At 44.8% G+C, this 18,282-nt stretch carries 15 protein-coding genes; 10 read left to right on the plus strand and 5 right to left on the minus strand.

The annotated features are described in order from the left end of the window. The first annotated feature begins 92 nt into the window (after window positions 1-92). The 4 genes from ACSQ8O_RS13500 (at window position 93) to ACSQ8O_RS13515 (ending at window position 7,751) form a co-directional block, all read left to right on the plus strand. Window positions 93-1,535, plus strand: a complete 1,443-nt coding sequence (locus ACSQ8O_RS13500; protein ID WP_436242076.1) for an L-arabinose isomerase family protein — start codon at window positions 93-95, stop codon at window positions 1,533-1,535. Further along, window positions 1,532-4,012 carry a hypothetical protein gene (locus tag ACSQ8O_RS13505; RefSeq protein WP_436242077.1) on the plus strand — a complete coding sequence of 827 codons (2,481 nt, stop codon included), beginning with the start codon at window positions 1,532-1,534 and terminating at the stop codon, window positions 4,010-4,012. Before ACSQ8O_RS13500 ends, ACSQ8O_RS13505 begins: the two co-directional genes overlap by 4 nt. A gap of 58 nt (window positions 4,013-4,070) precedes the next feature. Next, entirely contained in the window at window positions 4,071-5,168 is a 1,098-nt protein-coding gene (locus ACSQ8O_RS13510; RefSeq protein WP_436242078.1) for an SGNH/GDSL hydrolase family protein, read from the plus strand. 231 nt (window positions 5,169-5,399) lie between these two features. After that, on the plus strand, window positions 5,400-7,751 hold the full coding sequence (locus ACSQ8O_RS13515) for an AraC family transcriptional regulator (RefSeq protein WP_436242079.1): 2,352 nt from the start codon (window positions 5,400-5,402) through the stop codon (window positions 7,749-7,751). Window positions 7,752-7,773: 22 nt separating this feature from the next. Here ACSQ8O_RS13515 and ACSQ8O_RS13520 read toward each other — a convergent pair whose 3' ends face one another. From ACSQ8O_RS13520 to ACSQ8O_RS13530, 3 genes are read right to left on the minus strand one after another with little or no spacing between them, the layout of a single operon-like run. Next, window positions 7,774-8,742, minus strand: coding sequence for an ROK family protein (locus tag ACSQ8O_RS13520; protein ID WP_436242080.1), 969 nt, complete (start codon window positions 8,740-8,742; stop codon window positions 7,774-7,776). Then, window positions 8,739-9,389: a D-sedoheptulose-7-phosphate isomerase gene (locus tag ACSQ8O_RS13525; RefSeq protein WP_436242081.1), complete on the minus strand. Its 651-nt coding sequence runs from the start codon at window positions 9,387-9,389 to the stop codon at window positions 8,739-8,741. Before ACSQ8O_RS13525 ends, ACSQ8O_RS13520 begins: the two co-directional genes overlap by 4 nt. Before the next feature lie 13 nt (window positions 9,390-9,402). Then, entirely contained in the window at window positions 9,403-11,736 is a 2,334-nt protein-coding gene (locus ACSQ8O_RS13530; RefSeq protein WP_436242082.1) for a glycoside hydrolase family 2 protein, read from the minus strand. Between the two features lie 151 nt (window positions 11,737-11,887). On the opposite strand from ACSQ8O_RS13530, the gene ACSQ8O_RS13535 reads away from it, so the two are divergent. After that, the gene (locus tag ACSQ8O_RS13535) at window positions 11,888-12,052 is read left to right on the plus strand and encodes an FAD-dependent oxidoreductase (protein WP_436242083.1); all 165 of its coding nucleotides are present in this window, start codon (window positions 11,888-11,890) and stop codon (window positions 12,050-12,052) included. Between the two features lie 4 nt (window positions 12,053-12,056). Here the strand turns inward: ACSQ8O_RS13535 and ACSQ8O_RS13540 are convergent, their stop codons facing one another. Continuing rightward, the gene (locus ACSQ8O_RS13540; RefSeq protein WP_436242084.1) at window positions 12,057-12,923 is read right to left on the minus strand and encodes an AraC family transcriptional regulator; all 867 of its coding nucleotides are present in this window, start codon (window positions 12,921-12,923) and stop codon (window positions 12,057-12,059) included. 271 nt (window positions 12,924-13,194) lie between these two features. On the opposite strand from ACSQ8O_RS13540, the gene ACSQ8O_RS13545 reads away from it, so the two are divergent. From ACSQ8O_RS13545 to ACSQ8O_RS13565, 5 genes are all read left to right on the plus strand, one after another. Continuing rightward, window positions 13,195-14,097: an ABC transporter permease gene (locus tag ACSQ8O_RS13545; RefSeq protein WP_436242085.1), complete on the plus strand. Its 903-nt coding sequence runs from the start codon at window positions 13,195-13,197 to the stop codon at window positions 14,095-14,097. 12 nt (window positions 14,098-14,109) lie between these two features. Next, the gene (locus ACSQ8O_RS13550) at window positions 14,110-15,018 is read left to right on the plus strand and encodes a carbohydrate ABC transporter permease (RefSeq protein ID WP_436242086.1); all 909 of its coding nucleotides are present in this window, start codon (window positions 14,110-14,112) and stop codon (window positions 15,016-15,018) included. A 71-nt stretch (window positions 15,019-15,089) separates the two neighbouring features. Beyond that, window positions 15,090-16,637: an ABC transporter substrate-binding protein gene (locus ACSQ8O_RS13555; RefSeq protein WP_436242087.1), complete on the plus strand. Its 1,548-nt coding sequence runs from the start codon at window positions 15,090-15,092 to the stop codon at window positions 16,635-16,637. Between the two features lie 148 nt (window positions 16,638-16,785). Next, window positions 16,786-16,971, plus strand: a complete 186-nt coding sequence (locus ACSQ8O_RS13560; protein WP_436242088.1) for a hypothetical protein — start codon at window positions 16,786-16,788, stop codon at window positions 16,969-16,971. Continuing rightward, on the plus strand, window positions 16,946-17,362 hold the full coding sequence (locus ACSQ8O_RS13565; protein WP_436242089.1) for a hypothetical protein: 417 nt from the start codon (window positions 16,946-16,948) through the stop codon (window positions 17,360-17,362). Before ACSQ8O_RS13560 ends, ACSQ8O_RS13565 begins: the two co-directional genes overlap by 26 nt. A gap of 40 nt (window positions 17,363-17,402) precedes the next feature. Here ACSQ8O_RS13565 and ACSQ8O_RS13570 read toward each other — a convergent pair whose 3' ends face one another. Continuing rightward, complete coding sequence (locus ACSQ8O_RS13570) at window positions 17,403-18,281, minus strand: helix-turn-helix domain-containing protein (RefSeq protein WP_436242929.1); 879 nt, start codon at window positions 18,279-18,281, stop codon at window positions 17,403-17,405. Between the last annotated feature and the right edge of the window lies 1 nt (window position 18,282).

The raw sequence follows: 18,282 nt of genomic DNA on the forward strand, positions 1-18,282 counted from the left end.
ATTGTTGAAATAATTATTGTATAGTTCATTGTTTCAATAGCCTGATTTTACTAAGCTTAAGATGAAAGATATGCGGAGAGGATGAGGGAGAAATGAGTGGTTTATTCCAAAAGGTAAAAGCGCGTGTTGGCGTGATGACGGTAGGTCACGAGCCATATTGGGTACAATTTCCGGGGCTAAAAGAGGAGCTGGAAGGCTACGGACGTGAATTTGAGGAAATGCTTCGTAAGCATGACGTCGAAGTGGTGTCGGCAGGCTTTGTCGATACCGTAGATAAGTCTTTTGCCGCTTCATCCTTTTTGAAAAGCCAAGATGTTGATTTCTTATTTTGCTTCTTGAGCACGTATGTGACGTCATCAACAGCTGCTACCCCGATTCTGAACTTGTCTGTACCGACGGTACTTGTTGCGTTGCAGCCAAGGAAGCGTCTTGACTATAGAAATACGACGACGTATATGCAGTTAGCTAACGATAATATTTGTTCACTTCCAGAAATAGGAGGCGTGCTTGTGCGGGCAGGAAAGCCTGCGGCAGGGATGATTGTAGGAACGCTTTATGACGATCCACGCGCGATGAAGGAGTTACAAGGTTGGTGCCAAGTCGCCAATACACGCAGAGCATTTAAATATGCCAAAATCGGCTATATGGGACATACCTATGAAGGTATGTATGATATGAACTCCGATCCTACAGCTTTTACGGCTGCTTTTGGTTCGCATGTGCAAATGCTGGAGATGTGCGATTTAGCCAAGCTTGTCAATGGTGTAACGGCTAAGGAAACAGCTAATAAATTGGATGAAATTAAAAGCGTTTTCAAAATATCCGATCCTTTTATCGATCCGGTGACAAGGCCGATCAAACAAGAGGATCTTGATTGGTCAGCTAAAGTTGCGGTTGGGCTGGATAAGCTGATTGTGGAAAATGGGTTAACAGGTCTGGCCTATTATTACCGGGGTCTCGACAATAATGAATACGAACGGATCGGATCGAACATGGTGCTCGGCAACTCGCTGTTGACAGGCAAAGGAGTTCCGCTTGCCGGAGAGGCCGATTTGAAGACATGCGCAGCGATGCTAATCATGGATCGTCTAGATGCTGGAGGTTCGTTCGCGGAGCTGCATCCTTGTGACTTTGTCGACGATATCGTGTTGGTCGGACATGACGGGCCGCATAATATTAAAATTAGCGACGGGCAGCCGATCATTCGTGGATTGGATCTATTTCATGGTAAAAGCGGTTCTGGCATCGGCGTTGAATTCAGCATCAAATCAGGCCCTGTTACTTTGCTCAGTATTTCACAAACCGCTAATGGCAAATACAAAATGATCGCCACGGAAGGTGAATCCATCAAAGGTGAAATTCCACAGACTGGCAATACCAATACACGTTGTAAATTTGATTACAGTGTTTCAGAATTCGTGGAAAAATGGTGCTCAGCAGGTCCTACGCATCACTTTGCGCTTGGTGTAGGGCATGTGGGTTCCAAGATTCGTAATGTAGCGAAAGTGCTAGGCATTGAGGTGGAAGTGATATGACAATACGCGTAAAACCAAAGAAGTCCTTGCAGAGAGTTACACTGGAAATGAGTCTAAAGCCATTCAAGAGTATGGTACCTGAGGCTATCGAAGCTGTGTGTACCGAGGCTATTCGGCAATGGCTTCCACTAATCGGCATGGCAGACAGCTGTTCGATCTTGCTGTGGGTCGCTGATGGAAGCGAGATCCTAGTTTGGGACGGCGATTTGCAGCGCGAGATTGAATGGGGCCGCTATATCGGATTTGCCAATGAGGAGTATTTCGGCCACATCAAGGACGACAAAGACCCGCGCATCGCCACGCCTTACATTAGTGAACCGGCACGAATCACCTATGGTGATTTGCAAGTTATTATTGCGTCTTTTAAAAGAATTGCCTCCGAGCGTTATGGCATTCGCATGGAGGTGGGGGCCACCTTTGACGCAGGACCTGAATTTGCCTACTCGGATTTCAAATATAAGCTGCACCCGGAAATCAATCGCGCCGAAGTTGGCGGGCAATTCATTTCACTGAAGGCGGACTATACCGTCGTATGCAGTTGGTCGAAGCTGAAAGAGGACCACGTAGCGTATGCGGCTTATCCTGACGGCATTCCCGAAAGCACAGCGTTTGGCGAGTTTCTGGGGCGGCAGTGTGCCAGCTTTTTACCTACATTAGGCTTTGATTATATATGGTTTTCCAATGGATTCGCGCTGTCGTATTTTCCGTGGACGTATTTAGGAGCTAATTATGATGGCACGCAGATTGCGATGGCGGAGTATGAAGAGCTATCGTCTAAGATGCTGTCATTCTGGGAAATTTTCAAGCAAGAGTGTCCGAATTTCCGCACAGAAATCAGAGGGACGAACTACGGAACGGGCATGGATCTTGCCAAGGACTGTATCCCCTTACTTGATCTATATGAGAGAAAATATGTGGAATATCCGCCGCCGAATTCGCCATGGGGAGCTCTTAACTATGACTTCGGCTTAGAACTCACGGGCTATATGTCGCGTATCGCTGTTTTGCCGGCAGAGACGTACCTCTTCCGGTTCTATGCCAATGATCCTTGGTTCTGGCAAAATCCGTGGTGGGATCTCTATGATCGGGAGCCACATGACATTTATTGTCCACTCACCGTCGCTCGAGTTAACACGGAGGGCGAACTGGAGAGTCCAGGTGTTGTAGAGATTTTGACCATCGATTCGGAAAAAGGCGATATGGATGCAGATATCCCGTTGGAAGTTATCCCTCATATTAAGAAGGCCTTCAAAGATGCACCCGACCAGCCGGGGATTTTAACTTGGTTGTACCCGTTCCGAGAATTGCATGAAGCGATGGCGGAATCGGGCGAGCATTCGAGCGACGTTTTCTTTCATGATTGGTTTGTGCGCAATGCAATTAACCAAGGCTTGCCGCTGAATACGGTGCTTAGTACCGATGACTTCTTCGCAATGCAGGACGAGGCCCTCCATAAGTTGCAAGATACGATCTTGTTTACTTCGGCCTTTTGGATCAAAGGGGAGAAAGCGGAGCGAATCGTCGAGTATGTTCGTCGTGGCGGAAAGATCATTTTCTATGGCCGTGTCGAAGATCCGGACCTACTCAACCTGTTGAATCTCAGAAACGAGCCTGAGCTTGAAGGTGCTTTTTCCGTTAACCTCTCATTGTCAGAAGATACGATCAAGAACGAGGAGCGCACAGGTGAGGGGTCTCATCGACTGCAACATTATCCGCACATTTCAGGCGGTGGGTTAAGTGAAGTTGTGGACGATGTGGCTGATCGCTCTACTCAAATTCATGCAAGTGTGAATCAGAGTGGGCTAGAACGTGCATTTACGATAACTAGAGCTTTACCTGAATGGGATGGAGGCCAAGTGGGGTGGGTACGCGGTTCGTTGCCCTTCCAATCTGCTGGTGTATCGCATTTGCCGATTCGTCAGGAAAAAGAATTTCTGGATTCCTCGCTCTTCGTACGGTATGTCCTGCAACAATTTGGCTACTCCTTGTATCAGGTGAAGGAAGAGGCAGCATCTGAATCAGCATTGATGTTCATCACAAGGAATGACAATGCGTTTATCCTTACTGGCTGTAAGCAGGATACATCCGTTGGGCTGCAGCTTCAATTTCCCGATGGCGCTCCACTTATTATCGGGCAGTCTGTTATGATTGGAGAAGGAATGACTGCGGCTTATACACTTGATCGAACGTTTCATGACGAATGCCGCGTGTTTGTTAAGCAAAAGCAAACATCTCGCATTACGTGTAAAGAAAAATCGCCTGATCCTACACCTCGGAAGCATAACCGTACGCTTCGTAATTTTAGTGTGAATAATCTGATTGAGGCCGATCTTACCATTTATCCGCCTCTTGCACAGCTGCAAGCAGGTGACGTTGAAGTGAGGAACGGTGAGCAATATTTGGAAATATTTGGTAAAGTGGTGGGGAATTGTATACGATTAACCCAAATTAGCGGGAGCATTGATATTTCATGGTAGGCGTCTAATCGTCTAGTTGCATGAAACCATCAGTTATATAAAAGGTTGGTGAAAACGGATGAATGTATCAAGGAAGAATGAGATAGAGAAGCTGGACAGTAGTATGAAATTGGATGTCGATACCAACAGCGACTGGGAATGGTACTCACCGCGCAATGAACCTTTTCGGATAACAGGATTGCCTTGGCTGGAACAAGACGGCGTATATCGAAGATTGCCGCTTGAACCAAGCCATCCGATTCGATCAGAGGTAGATCGACTTGCGAATTATACGGCTGGCGTGCAGATTCGTTTCCAGACAGATTCACCAAAACTTTCTGTAAGGGTCGTTTTGGCTGACAGGGCCACCATGTACCAAATGCCTGCCACTGGTCAATGTGGCGTTGATTGCTACGTCGGTGCAACTGGAGCTCAGCTTTATATAAATACCACTCGCTTTGATCAGTCAAAAAATGAATACGAATCCATCCTTTTTGAATCCATACCGTGGGAAATGCGGGATATCACACTTAATCTTCCCCTATATCAAGGCGTGAAGGAGATTTGGATAGGTTTGGATCCTTCTTCATCGGTAGCTGGATTTCCTGGCTTTGCCACCAACAAGAAAGTACTTATCTACGGGACATCCATTACCCATGGCGCTTGCGCATCGAGGCCTGGTATGGCCTATCCCAATATTTTAAGTCGGAAATTTCCTATTGAAATTGTGAATCTCGGTTTTTCTGGAAATGCACAAGGAGAGCCGGAGCTTGCCCATTTGATCAGTCAAATCGATGAACCGGCGTTGCTTGTTCTGGATTATGAAGCTAATACGCCTAGTACAGAACGGCTTCAGGAATCATTGCCTGAATTTATCCGGATTTATCGTTCCCGCCATCCTGAAGTTCCAATTCTCGTCCTATCACAGATTCGACTAGCGAAGGAAGCTTTTGACGAAACTATGCTTCGCCGTCGCGAAGAACGCAAACAGCTTCAAATGGCTATCGTTGAGCGATTGCAGCAAGAAGGGGATGCGAATCTCCACTTCTGTGACGGTGCGGAGTTGTTAGGGGCGGATTACCAGGAATGTACAACAGATGGTATTCATCCTTCGGATTTAGGCTATTTTCGGATAGCGGAAACACTTAGCCCTATTCTTGGGAAACTGATTGACTAACAGTTATTTAGACTATTTTGTAGATCGCCTTGCCCGGATCGTAGTTCCGGGCAAGGCGATTTTTTAAAGTTCCCATATTCATAGGAAATGACTTATATTAAAGTATACATTCGAGCTTCATCCAATTACATTAAGATGACAACCTAAATGTAGGTGTATTGTCGTTGGATTGCGCGGTGGGACTGGTGCATGCCAGTCGCTTTCACTTCGAGTAGAGGAGAATATAAAGGCATGAACATAAAAGCTTTTTTAGGAGCTAAAGCCTATTTTATAAAAATGGTTCTTTGGATTAGCGTAGCTATATTGATTCTTGTTGTTGTTCTTTCAACGGTTATTTATATTAATTCGCAAAATCTTTTGGTCAAAAATGAATATGCAGCCAATCAGAAAATACTTTATCAGGTCAAGTATAATATGTCTTTTATGGATCAAACGATTTCCAATTTATCGAAATTTCTTTACTTGAACAGCGATGTAACCGCTATTATGTATGCGAAAAAGGAAGATATGATTGAAGTGTCAAGCCACATGTCTAAAGTCGTTAGCTCTGTCACTTCAGCTATTCCTTATATTCACTCGATTGGTATTTATAATCGGAATCTGGATCAATCCTATAGTACGGGTTTTCCTTTATTTTTTAAAGATCAGATGCTCTACGACTTTATTAATTCGGATCAAGCGCTGCCAAAGTTGAAACCGATTTTCCGTGATATCAAAAAACTGGTAAATGGGGTAACCGAGCCTGAATATGTATTCTCCTATTTCATATACGAAACGACGGTAAGTGGGGCTAAGCCGGATGGCGTTGTCGTTATTAACGTTAAACCGGAGTGGTTGCTGGAGAATATTAATCTAATCAATATGATTGATAAACAAAAGGGAGATAACGTTTTTATTCTGGATCAGGTTGGCGAGTACTTGGATGATGGTACCAATGATGCTGCCATCAAGAAGTGGCTGAAAACTGACTTTTTGGCGTATAAAACAGCACATCCACAGGCCGATCGAGATGGTTTTTTTCAAAGTAAGCATGACGGAACGAAATATTTAGTCACTTACACAAATGTCGACAACACGGGGATGACGTTGTTAAAAACGCAGCCTGTTCTTGAAATCTATACCTATATCAACAGCTTAAGAAATAGCATTATCATCATCACGCTCATTTTTCTTGTCATGGCAATTGTGATATCCATTGTTATTTCCCGGAAAATATATGGTCCAGTGGGGAAACTGGTGAATTCGATCATGCTGGATCGGATACGGAGATCGGACAAAGACGAGGTCGTCGATGAGATCTCTTATTTGAACACCGTTTACAGACAATCTATGGAAATGCTAGATCATTACGATAAGGAAAAGATGCAATATAAAGACGTCATGAAGCATTATTGGTTAAGCAGACTGCTCACGGAAAGCTTATCAATCGGCAGGTCAGAATTGGAAAGCATTTTTAAAGAAATGAGAATTTCATTAGTTTTGGATGGTTCCTATGCCATATGTTTATTAAAGATTGATAACTATAAGGAATTTCAACATGCGTTCCATGCCAAGGATAAAGATACGATTCGCTTTGCTATGATCAATATTGCATCAGAAATTATGGCTAGAAAGTACTCTAATGAAGGACTTGATATGAAGGACGATCATGTCGTATTGATTGTCAGTATGCCGGAAGAAGATGATCAGTTTCACTCACATATCCACTCGCTTATAAAAGAAGTTCAAGAGAATGTTTCCCGATTTTTTAAAATCTCCTTTACGGCATCGATTAGTGAAAAGACGAGTCAGATGCAGGAATTGAATAGCATGTATCATAAGGCTCTCGATCAGGGGATGTATCGCTTATTACTAGGGCATTCCTCCGTCATTACCTACGAAACGGTTAAGAAAAATGTGGAAAGCAAAAAAACAGGATATTCCAAAAATCATGAGGAATGGCTTGTGGAAGCGATGAAATCGAGCAACACCGCAGTAATAGAAGAGGTTTTGGGGAATCTATTTGAAGAGCTGGGCACGCTAAACTATCACAATGCTTTAGTCTCCATCATTAGACTTGTGGATGTAGTTATTGAGACGCTAGAAGAAATGAAAGTGACAGCTGCGCCATCTTTGCACATCTCTTCGATCAGTCGCAATATCTTGGAGAAGGAGACGATTGCCGAGATTCATCGGATCATTGTAGGTGCCCTGCAAGATTCGTTCAAAAAAGATTTCGAGGGAAATGCCAATAAACTCAATTACTTTTTGGTAGATGCGGTCACGGAATATATTCATAACCACTATCAAGACCCTTCCTTGAGCTTGACTTCGATCGCTTCGATGATGAAAATATCGACAAGGAATTTAAGCAAGACATATAAGGAAGCTACGCATATCTCGATTCCTGATTTTATTAACGAGTTTAGATTAGCCAAAGCGGCAGACCTTCTCATCCAAGATGACCTTAGTGTGTATGAAATTGCTGAAAAGGTCGGGATCTTGAATGAAACCTATTTTTTCAGCTTGTTCAAAAAGAAATATAAGGTCACACCGAAGGAATATGCCTTACGGAGAAATATGACGAATTTGATTCAAAAGTAAGATAGCAAAGCCATTGGCTAGGTCACATCACCTGATATTCCGCAACGGACAGACTAGCGTAATCGCCTACAAGTTCTCCTAACCCGGCAGGGACAACGCGGCATACACGATAAGCGTGAGGGAGCGCCTCCCTTTGAAGTTCCTCAAGTGCGAAAGCTTCAAGCAGGTCCCGCTGTCTGGCATAAATGCTGCCAATTACGATTAACTCGGGGTTTAGAAGGTCCACCAGGACAGATAGCCCTCTTCCAAGCTGTACCCCCACAGTACGAAATACTTGTAACGCTAAAAGATCCCCTGATTGCGCGGCCTCCGCGATCTGCTGAGCTGTCATCGCGTACAATTGCGACTCGGACTGGCAAAAGCTTGGAGGCTGCCCAATTGCCAAAGCTTCCTTGACTTTCATTCGTCCCAATTGAACAATGCCGCCTCCGCTGCAGAAGCCTTCGAAGGAACCGGCTTTGCCATAACCGATGGGTCCTGTAGGCTCAAGTCTCATATGACCGATCTCACCAGCCATATCATTGGTCCCCGTATATAACTTGCCATCTAGAATAAGACCAGCGCCCATACCTGTACCGAAGGTCAGGAATATCATATTCCGGGTTCCAACGCCAGCACCCCAGCGCCATTCTGCCAACGCACAGGCATTGGCATCATTCTGCAAGCCAACCGGAACACCAAAGTGTTCCTTGATTAACGAAGTAATGGGGATGTGATCCCAGCCAGGCAAATTCGGTGGTGAAAGGATGACCCCTGTTTTGCTGTCCAGCGGCCCCCCGCAACTGATGCCAATCGCTGCGAGGGAACCACCTTGTTCAAGCATTAATTGCGCTAAGACAGCATTAAGCTTCGTAATGGTCTCATACGGATCTTTGGGAGTGGGAAATTGAACTTTGCCAAGTAGGGTAATCTCATTATGATTCATCCGTCGCCCGACGGTAACGGCACACTTGGTTCCTCCAATATCAATGCCAGCAAGGATCGTCATCATCCGAAAAACTCCCTTTCCAACATCGTACATAGAATGTGATAAATCGGCAGGTGCCGCTCCTGGATATCCGGTGTACGCTCCCAAGGCACCCTGATGGTCACGTCGCATAATTCCTTTAATCGACCACCGTGTTTCCCGGTTAATCCGATGGTAGGCATACCCAGTGCTCTCGCGATCTGAACAGCCCGAATCACATTCGTGGATTTCCCGGAAGTGGAGAGAGCTAGGAGGACATCTCCCTTTTTCCCATAGCCATACACTTGTTGGGCATAAATCATCTCTGGTTCTACATCATTGGCATACGCGGTTATCAAGGCAGAGTGATTGGTAAGTGAAATGGCGGGGAGCGCTTGCTGCAGATGATCTGCTAAATAGGTACCTTCTTGTTCATTCCACTCATTGACTAAGGAACCACGAAAAGATACGGGGACAGGCCTGTTGGATAGAAAGCCTTTCATCAGCTCACCGGCAATATGATCACAATCAGAGGCGCTCCCCCCATTGCCGCATAGCAGCATTTTACCAGATAAATGGAACGTGTTTGCGCATAAATGGAATGCTGCAACAACGTCAGATGTACAACTTTCCAAGTCTGGGTATCGCTCCACGAGTTGTTGCATATAGTTTTCGATTAACATTCTCTCCATAGTAAAATCCCCTTTATCGACCGATCTCATCGGCTCGGAAATCGTTAGAAATTGCGGCGATTTGCGGCAGCCAGCCTTTATAGGTTTCCAAGGAAAACGCCGGGAAGCCAAGCAGGTAGTGATTGCCATAGGTTCGTCCATTGAGGCTCCATTCCAGCAGAAACAATTGCTGCTTGGCGTGAGAAATAGGGATTTTTCCTAGCTCAGAAGTTCCGTTAGCCTCTACGTCGAAACTCCCTTCCATAAGCGTTTCTTTGGAATCTGCATCCCAAATGCGATAAGTACCAGCAGCTGATTCTCGGGAGTCATTGCCTATGGCTACTCGCACATGCCAATTCTCAGGCTCATCCATCATGATACAAACGGGGACTTGGCTTCTTTGGATGTAATGAAAAGCCAATTTCTTACCATAGTAATAATCAACGACTGCATCTGAGAATTGCGGCCAACCGTCAATCATGTTCCACCAGATGATGCCTGTTTTCCGCCATTTTTTGAGCCGAGCGGTCTCGATAAAAAACTTTTTGGCCTCAGCTTGGGAAATTTGCGAAGCAAGTATGAAATCCTCCAAAGCGTCAGGAATGGCTCCGAACAATTCCTTAATTTGATTCGCCATCAATTGGATACGCGTCGCGTTATGACCTTGTGAGCCGCTAACTTCCGTTGCGTGGGCGATCCATTGCTCATCCTTATTGTTAAATGGCCATAGATGCGCAGGTTCAATGAACTTCTGGATTGACGATAAATTCGGACAGCCATGATAGCCGATTTCACTGATAAAATGGTCCGTACTCGTCTTATAAAAGGAGCTTTTATAATAATCGCGCGGCCCCCAAAGATGTCGTTCAGGAGCTAAGTTCATGTTCCCTGATCGGATAACCTCAGGAGACAAGTAGGGAGAGCTTGGCAAATAAGCCCGGTGAGGATCATATTGCTGGATAACTTGCGGAAGCAGTGTACGGGTGATCTGATTCACACCAGGATCAGGCAAACCATACCACTGATAAGCCTCGTCACATTCGTTATCCCCGCACCATAGAACAAGCGAAGCATGATTCCGTAATTTCCGGACAACGGAGCGAGCCTCAAGTCGCATGGCATCACGGAATTCAGGCGTTTGTGGATAGACAGCGCAAGCCATTGCAAAGTCCTGCCAAACCATCAACCCATGACTGTCGCAGAAGTCAAAAAAAGCATGGTCCTCATAGACATTTCCTCCCCAGCATCGGACGATGTTGCATCCTGTTTCAGAGAATAGCTGGAGAGCCGTCTCGTAGCGACTGGCGTCTCGGCTATGAAACGCATCCATCGGAACCCAATTTGAGCCTTTGCACATGATGGAGGTGTGATTGACTTTAAATAGAAATTCGCCGCCAGCTTCCATGGTGGTTGTTTCTGTGCGAATCAAATGGACGTGACGCACGCCGATCCGCTCTGTACGTGAAGCGAGTACACGTCCCTGATGCAGCAATTCGGTCGTAACGTCATATAGATGGGCTTCCCCATACCCACTTGGCCACCAGAGCAGTGGATCCTTGAGGGATATGGTTAAGGAGCCAACGTTGAATAACACTGGCTTGTATATCTGAAACTCCGATGCTCCCGATTTGCCTGTTACCCGAATCTCCAATCCATGATAAAAATACGAGGGATCAGTTACTACTCTGTAAAACAGTCCGATTTCTGCAGCTGAAAGATTTTTTTCAACAGATAATGTATAGAAATACAGATCGCTCAACGCATGATCCTCAATTGCAACCAACGATACAGATCGCCATATGCCTGCAGAAACCGCGCGGGGCATAATATCCCATCCGAAGCTATGAGCCGCTTTTCGTACGTATAACTGCTCGCCATTCGTAAGGGGCCCGTAACAAATGGCGTCAGTGCTGCGATGCCCGGCTTCTATAATGGGGGAACGCAGCCTTACATAAAGCTTGTTTACACCATGGCAGAGCAGTGAATTCGTTGTCTCAAGTCTTACCTCGATAAACATATTGTCGCTGGAGCCAAGCTCCTCCCCATTCAGCCAATAGGTTGCGAAGCAGTCTACACCTTGGAACGCCAGTTCGGTTTTATTTCCTTCCATCGTCGATGGAGCGGTGAACTCCAGACTGTACCACCATTCATAAAGCTCGTAAGGACGGAGTTCATTGATATTCGTTCCGAGGAAGGGCTCAGGAAGAAGACCGCTGTTTACCAAGTCGAGCTCCACATTCCCGGGAACAGAAGCATTAATAGAAGGCAAACCTAATTTGCTCAATTCATTTGGATGGTGGATATGCCATTCTCCTTGCGGATAATAAACAAGCTTCCATTGTCCGTCCAGGCACAGTTCATTTGTCATTTGAAAACCTCCCTAAATTAAGTGCCAATGAACTCATTGTAAAAGAGAGGTTAGGATAAAACTTGCCGTATGTTCAGAAAAATTGCACGATTTTCGGATATTACTAAATTTGAAGGAAACCATTTCCACCACCCATGTGGCGATGTCATCGATGCGAATTCAAGCTACCTGCTACGCACTTGGTCAAGCGGCGGGGGTAGCTGCTTGGATTGCCATAGACTGTAAGTGCAAGCTGAGGGATGTTCCTATGGAGAAGCTTCATGAAGAATTAACGAAGCAAGGCGTTCATTTTGTTCGAATCCCGAAAGAAGCTTGAGAAATCAAGCTTTTTTGTCTACACAAGCCCGCCGCCCAGCACTCGGAGACACCCCATACTTACTTTTAAAACAACGAATAAAATAAGGCAAGGAATTAAAGCCGGATGCCAGTGCTATTTCCGTAACGGGCAAGCTGGAATTGAGCAGCAGCCTATGGGCATAATGAAGCCTGTGCTCCTGCACATATTGCTGAAACGATTGACCGATGATGGTACTGAATTTTTCGCTAAAATAGTTCGGGCTCCATGGTGTGTGTGCTGCAGCTTGTTTTAGTGTAATCGGTTCACGAAAATGGAAATCGATATAGTTTAAGGCTTTGCGCAGTTTAATCCGTTCTGGCACATCGCTGGAAGGCATTTCTAGGATAGTCTGAGGATCAGTCGGAATCATACGCAGCAGATCAACAAGCAATCTGTCCAACGTGGCGCGGATTGCTTGTTTTTTGCCGATTTGAGACGCCATGCTTTCCGCCAATAATCGGCGGCACTCCATTTCGATGTAAATTAGTTGCTCGCTCTCGCAGCAAATGGACAAGCGATTAGGCTGGCTAAAGAGCAAGAGTCGCAGCTCCTCATCGAGCCACTCCTCGGTAAATTTCAAATTAATTAAACGAAGAGGAAAACCAGGATCAGGAATAATGGTATGGAAATCGACAGGGGTTAAAAGGTAAACCGAGCCGGGGATGAGTCGAGAGGACTCCCCGTTCAAAATCTGTGTGCCTTTTCCAGATAAAATAATCTCCATCTCAAAAAATTCATGGCCATGCAAATCGTGAAACCGGCTTACTTCATATTCGGAGATACTGAAATGAAAAGACGGAGTAAGAAATTCATCGATCATATAGCGATATGGCACTAATCCTTTTCGCATGTATACGCTCCTCTCCATGTCTTCCCATGTGTGTAGTATATAATATCATTCGCCTTAGGTGGAGGCTGCAACGCAGTTTCCGTTCCAAAGCTACGAAGGTTAGAGGAACTCACTTGATTTATAGTTTTCTATCCTGTCGAAAGGGACCTAACCTACACATTTTTAGAGGAAAATACCTAGTTCATAATATACAATCGCCAGGGCATCACCTAAAGTTGGGGTATCGACCAAGATGGCAGTCAAAATTACAAAGCTAGGATGTGTTGGATGGATGGTAAGAATTTTCAAGAAAAATTTCGGAGTGACCCTGCTGGCACTGCCAGGTTTCCTATTGATTTTACTCTTTAATTATGTGCCGCTTTACGGATTACTGCTTCCTTTTAAGAATTATAAGTACAATTTGGGGATTTGGAATAGCCCGTGGGTCGGGCTAGACAATTTCGGTTTCTTATTTAATGGGAATGTGCTGTATCGCGTTCTGCGCAATACGCTCCTGTATAACACGGTTTTCATTATTTTGGGGACGTTTCTCTCCATCGTCATTGCGCTATTACTATTTGAACTGAGTCGAAAATTTGTGAAGGTGTATCAAACGATCCTGTTCATTCCTTACTTTATTTCCTGGGTGGTTGCTGGATTTGCTTTTCGGGCGCTGTTTGATATGGATCATGGCGTCATCAACTCCCTCTTGATTGCCGTGGGTAAAGCACCGATCCTCTGGTACAGCGAACCTCAGTATTGGCCATACATTCTGGTAGCAGCTGCAGTTTGGAAGGGACTTGGGTATGGATCGGTCATCTATTACGCAGCTCTGATGGGCATTGATGCTGAGTATTATGATGCAGCGAAAATTGATGGCGCAAGTAAGTTTCGCCAAGCATTTTCCATCTCCATTCCGATGATCAAACCGATGATTACCATGTTAGTTATCTTGCAAATCGGAAGTATTTGCTACAGTGATTTCGGTTTGTTCTATAATGTCACGTTGAATTCATCCTTGATCTATCAGACGACGGACGTTATTGATACTTTCGTTTATCGCTCTTTGATCGATATGGGGGATATCGGAATGGCATCGGCAGCAGGCTTCTTTCAATCCATCGTCGGGTTTTGCCTTGTTTTGTTAACCAATACGATCGTAAGAAGGATTAATCCTGAAAATTCACTTTTCTAAGGAGCATCGACTATGAATCCTCACAAAGCAATTCGGTTACGACCTACACTGACCATAGGAAAATTAGTGATTCATATCTCATTTATCTTGTTGTGTGCGGTGTGCGTGTTTCCTTTTCTTGTCATTATCGGCACCTCATTTCAAACGGAAAATGACATTATCAAATATGGGTATTCCATGATCCCTAAGAACTTTACGTTAGATGCGTATAAGGTGATTCTGCGTGAGCCAACTGTTCTGCTGAACTCTTATCTGGTTACGATCGGTACGACGGTCATCGGTTCTTTGATTGGGATGTGGGTAACCACGACCTACGCTTATGCGATTTCGCGCAAAGATTATTCCTACCGTACGTTCCTTGCCTTCTTCATCTTCTTCACGATGCTCTTTCATGGGGGGATGGTTCCTTCTTATATTCTCATGGTGAAATGGTTGGGACTCCGCAACAATATCCTGGCACTCATTTTGCCGTATCTGATTAGCGGTTGGTTCGTGCTCCTCATGAAAGGATTCTTGCAGACCATACCGGATGCCATTATCGAGTCAGCTAAAATGGATGGCGCAGGCGAGCTGCGCATATTTACGCAAATTGTTCTGCAAATATCCAAACCGGCACTGGCAACATTAGGCCTGTTCTTTGCTCTCCAATACTGGAATGATTGGTGGCTGACGTTGCTTTACATGGATCAGAGCAATTTAATGAAGCTGCAATATTTACTTATTCGTGTTCTAAAAAATATGGAGTATTTGAATTCGGCTGAGGCCATTCAGTATGGACTTGTGAAACCAGGTATGCAAGTACCTTCATTAACTGCTCGCATGGCGATGTGTATTTTGGCTGCAGGACCGATGCTTCTTGTTTTCCCACTGTTTCAGAAGTATTTTGTGCAGGGGTTAACGGTAGGTTCTGTCAAAGGTTAATAGTTTCAGGTGCAGGAGAAACGCGCTGCATCTGTAAATTATATAAAGACAATATAAGGGAGGCAATCCACGTGAAAGGTCAAAAAACAAAAGCTTCAAAATGGTTAGGACCAGGAACATCCGTCTTGCTTGCAACAACGATTGTGATTAGCGGCTGCAGTACGGATAACAAAACGAGTGAAAGCGCTAGTCCAGCTGCTAGTAGTGCAGCAAGTACGAATCCGACGAAAGATTATGTTGATATTAGCTGGTACATGCCAAAACCGATCGACAATATGAAGGATCAGGAAGCGGTTGAAGCGGCAGCGAACAAACTGATCAAGGAAAAATTGAACGCCAATGTACACTTTAATTTAATTGATAACGCGGGCTGGGAAGATAAAATCAAGTTGAAATCAGCTGCTGGCGAGCCGTACGATCTTGTGTTTACTTCCAATTCTTCCAATAACTTAAATGCGAATGTGCAAAAGGGTGCCTTTATGCCCCTCGATGACTTATTGCAGAAGTATGGTCAAAATATTTTGAAAAAAGTAGATCCTCGCGCTTGGAAGGCTGTTACCTATAAAGGGAAAATCATGGCGATTCCTGCACAGACCCCTTACAGTCCGGCATCTGCCTATGTATTTAAAAAAGATTTAGTTGAAAAGTATAAATTCGATTATAAGAACGTCAAGAGCCTGAGTGACTTAGAGCCATTCTTGAAAACGATTAAGGAAAATGAACCGAACATGATTCCAGTCATTGCTACGGCCAATGGAGCGACCTCTGGCGTAGGATTACCCGACTATACAACTGTCGTTGGTGGCATATCTTTCAGCGAGAAGGATGGTAAATTCGTCAAAACCCTTGATATTCCACAGAATTATGAAAATTATCGCATTATGAATGATTTCTATAAGAAAGGCTATATTGCCAAAGATGCTGCAATCAAAACGGATTATCTAGCTGAAGCGAAATCAGGGAAATATGCCGTGCTGCGTGATTCAGGCGGTTATACCGAGGATGGGTCGAAATCGACAAGCACGTATGGATTCCCAACTGTTGAAACATTCAGCTCACAGCCGACGATTTCAACTGCTTCCATGACTGCTGCTGCGACAGCGATTAGTGCAACGTCGAAGAATCCAGAAAGAGCGATGATGCTGCTCGACTATATTTGGAGTGATAAGTACTTATTGAATACACTTGCTTATGGCGTTGAAGGTAAAAATTACACCGTTAAATCGGGTACGGTGAAAGATGCTAACCCAACGATCGAAGCCAAAAGCGGTGCTGAACAAACGTGGGCGATTTGGCACAACTGGCTTGGACCGCTTTGGGATCAATGGGATTCGAACTGGAATTCAACGAAAGCCTTAGAAGCGATGAGAAAAACAAACGACAACGGTAAGGCATCGGGTCTTCTCGGATTTGTCTTTAATAATGAGCCGGTTAAGACGGAGATTGCGCAAATCAATGCGGTCAATAAAGAGGCCAATCCGATCTTTACGACGGGATCCATGCCGGATTATCCGAAGTACGTCGAGGACACGAAGAAAAAGCTGGTGGAAGCTGGCATAGACAAAGTGATGGCTGAGATCCAGAAGCAATACGATGCTTGGAAGGCTGGTAATAAATAAAGTTAAACTCGTGACAACAATGACTCTACTAATTATAAGTAGGGTCATTGTTTTTATAAAAGCTAATTCATTAGGAAAGGGAGCTTAATGATGGGTAAAAGCTCTTAGGAATAAGCAGTTTGTATCCCAAAGCGCTGGGGTTATCATCATGGAATATCGCTTTAAACCGTTAGCCATCATCGATGGTTTGAAATGGCAGCTGTTGAGTAATGATGTTGTTGGTGTGAGCGTCGCTACGAGTGGGAGTTCAATTATCCTTGAAACATCTGGAGGTACTCCGTTAACCTTGCAGTCCTATGCAGCGAACGTTGAGTATGGGATTAAGGTATGGTAACGTGACTTATTATGCGGGAAGCTGGCGGACTTTCGGCCAAACAACGGGCGGAGAGGTCAGCAAGGAACTATTACCTGGCTCCTATACCTTCAGCATGACGAATGCGGGTGCTTATAAGGAGAAAGTGCAGCATATCGGAACGGACCCTGTAATCGTCTTTCAGACGGTCAAGGTCACGGTACAGGTAAAGGATAACCAAGGGAATCTGTTGGATGGTGGTACGGCCAGTTACTATGCGGGCAGTTGGCAGACGATTGGCGTTACAACAGGCGGGGGGATCAGCAAGGAGTTATTGCCTGGTTCTTATACATTTGGCATGACTTACAATGGAACTTACAGAGAACTGGTCCGTAACGTAGCAACAGATCCTGAAGTTATATTTCAATTGTAAAAAGAAGGCGATCTCATCATTTGAAGAAGAATGGCTACGCTCAAAAGGCAGACCATTCTTTTTTTTCGTTTCTTCTATAAGTACCAGGGCTAGTACCTATAATGGATTTAAATGTTTTGGAGAAATGATGAACGTCCGTAAAGCCGCAGTATTCACTCACTTTCTGAATAGAGACGCCTTCGTTTAATAATTCTCGTGCATGTTCGATGCGTAAATGCAACAAATATTGGTAAGGTGTCGTGCCAAAATGCTGTTTGAAGAGTACGTTAAACCTAGACGGCGAAAGCCCGGCTCTATTGGCCATATCGATGACATTGATCGGTTCGGAAATGTGAAATGCAAAGTAAGACGTTATCCAGTTCAAAAAAGGCTGGGGAGATACCGACACCGTTTGGGGTTTCATGTAGATTTTGAATATAACAGTCAGCCATTCGTGGGCAAGCTGATTGGCTTCCATGACGCCAGTATACGTTTGAGACTGCCAGCACTCGATCATTTTCAGCACCAGATCTCTCATTTTATGCGAGTGGGCCGTCTCCAGCTTAAATGGGATTCGGAGATCCTGGCAATCATGCATCCTAGGTTGCATATAAGAGGCGTAGGGAGTCATGTCCAATTGCCCAGGCAGGGTTACAAAGCTGCTTTCCCTCAAAGGATTATAGAAAAAATCAAGGTGAATATATGGATTAATCGTAGGGGTAATCCCCCTAATCGTATGCACATCACCAGGTTGAAACAGGCATAGGTCGCCTTCCTTCAATATATGTAGGTCACCGCCCAGCTGAATCTCAAACTGTCCTTCTTGCACATAAAAGAGAATGTAATCCAGCAGGTTGCGTTCGCCTAAAATAAACGGAGGTCGGACTGCATAGCCCGCGATTCGAATAAAAGGAGCTACTGCATAATTTTCTAAAATCACC

This window comes from Paenibacillus sp. LjRoot56 (genome assembly GCF_964253335.1).
In the GTDB taxonomy this organism is placed as follows: domain Bacteria; phylum Bacillota; class Bacilli; order Paenibacillales; family NBRC-103111; genus Paenibacillus_E; species Paenibacillus_E allorhizoplanae.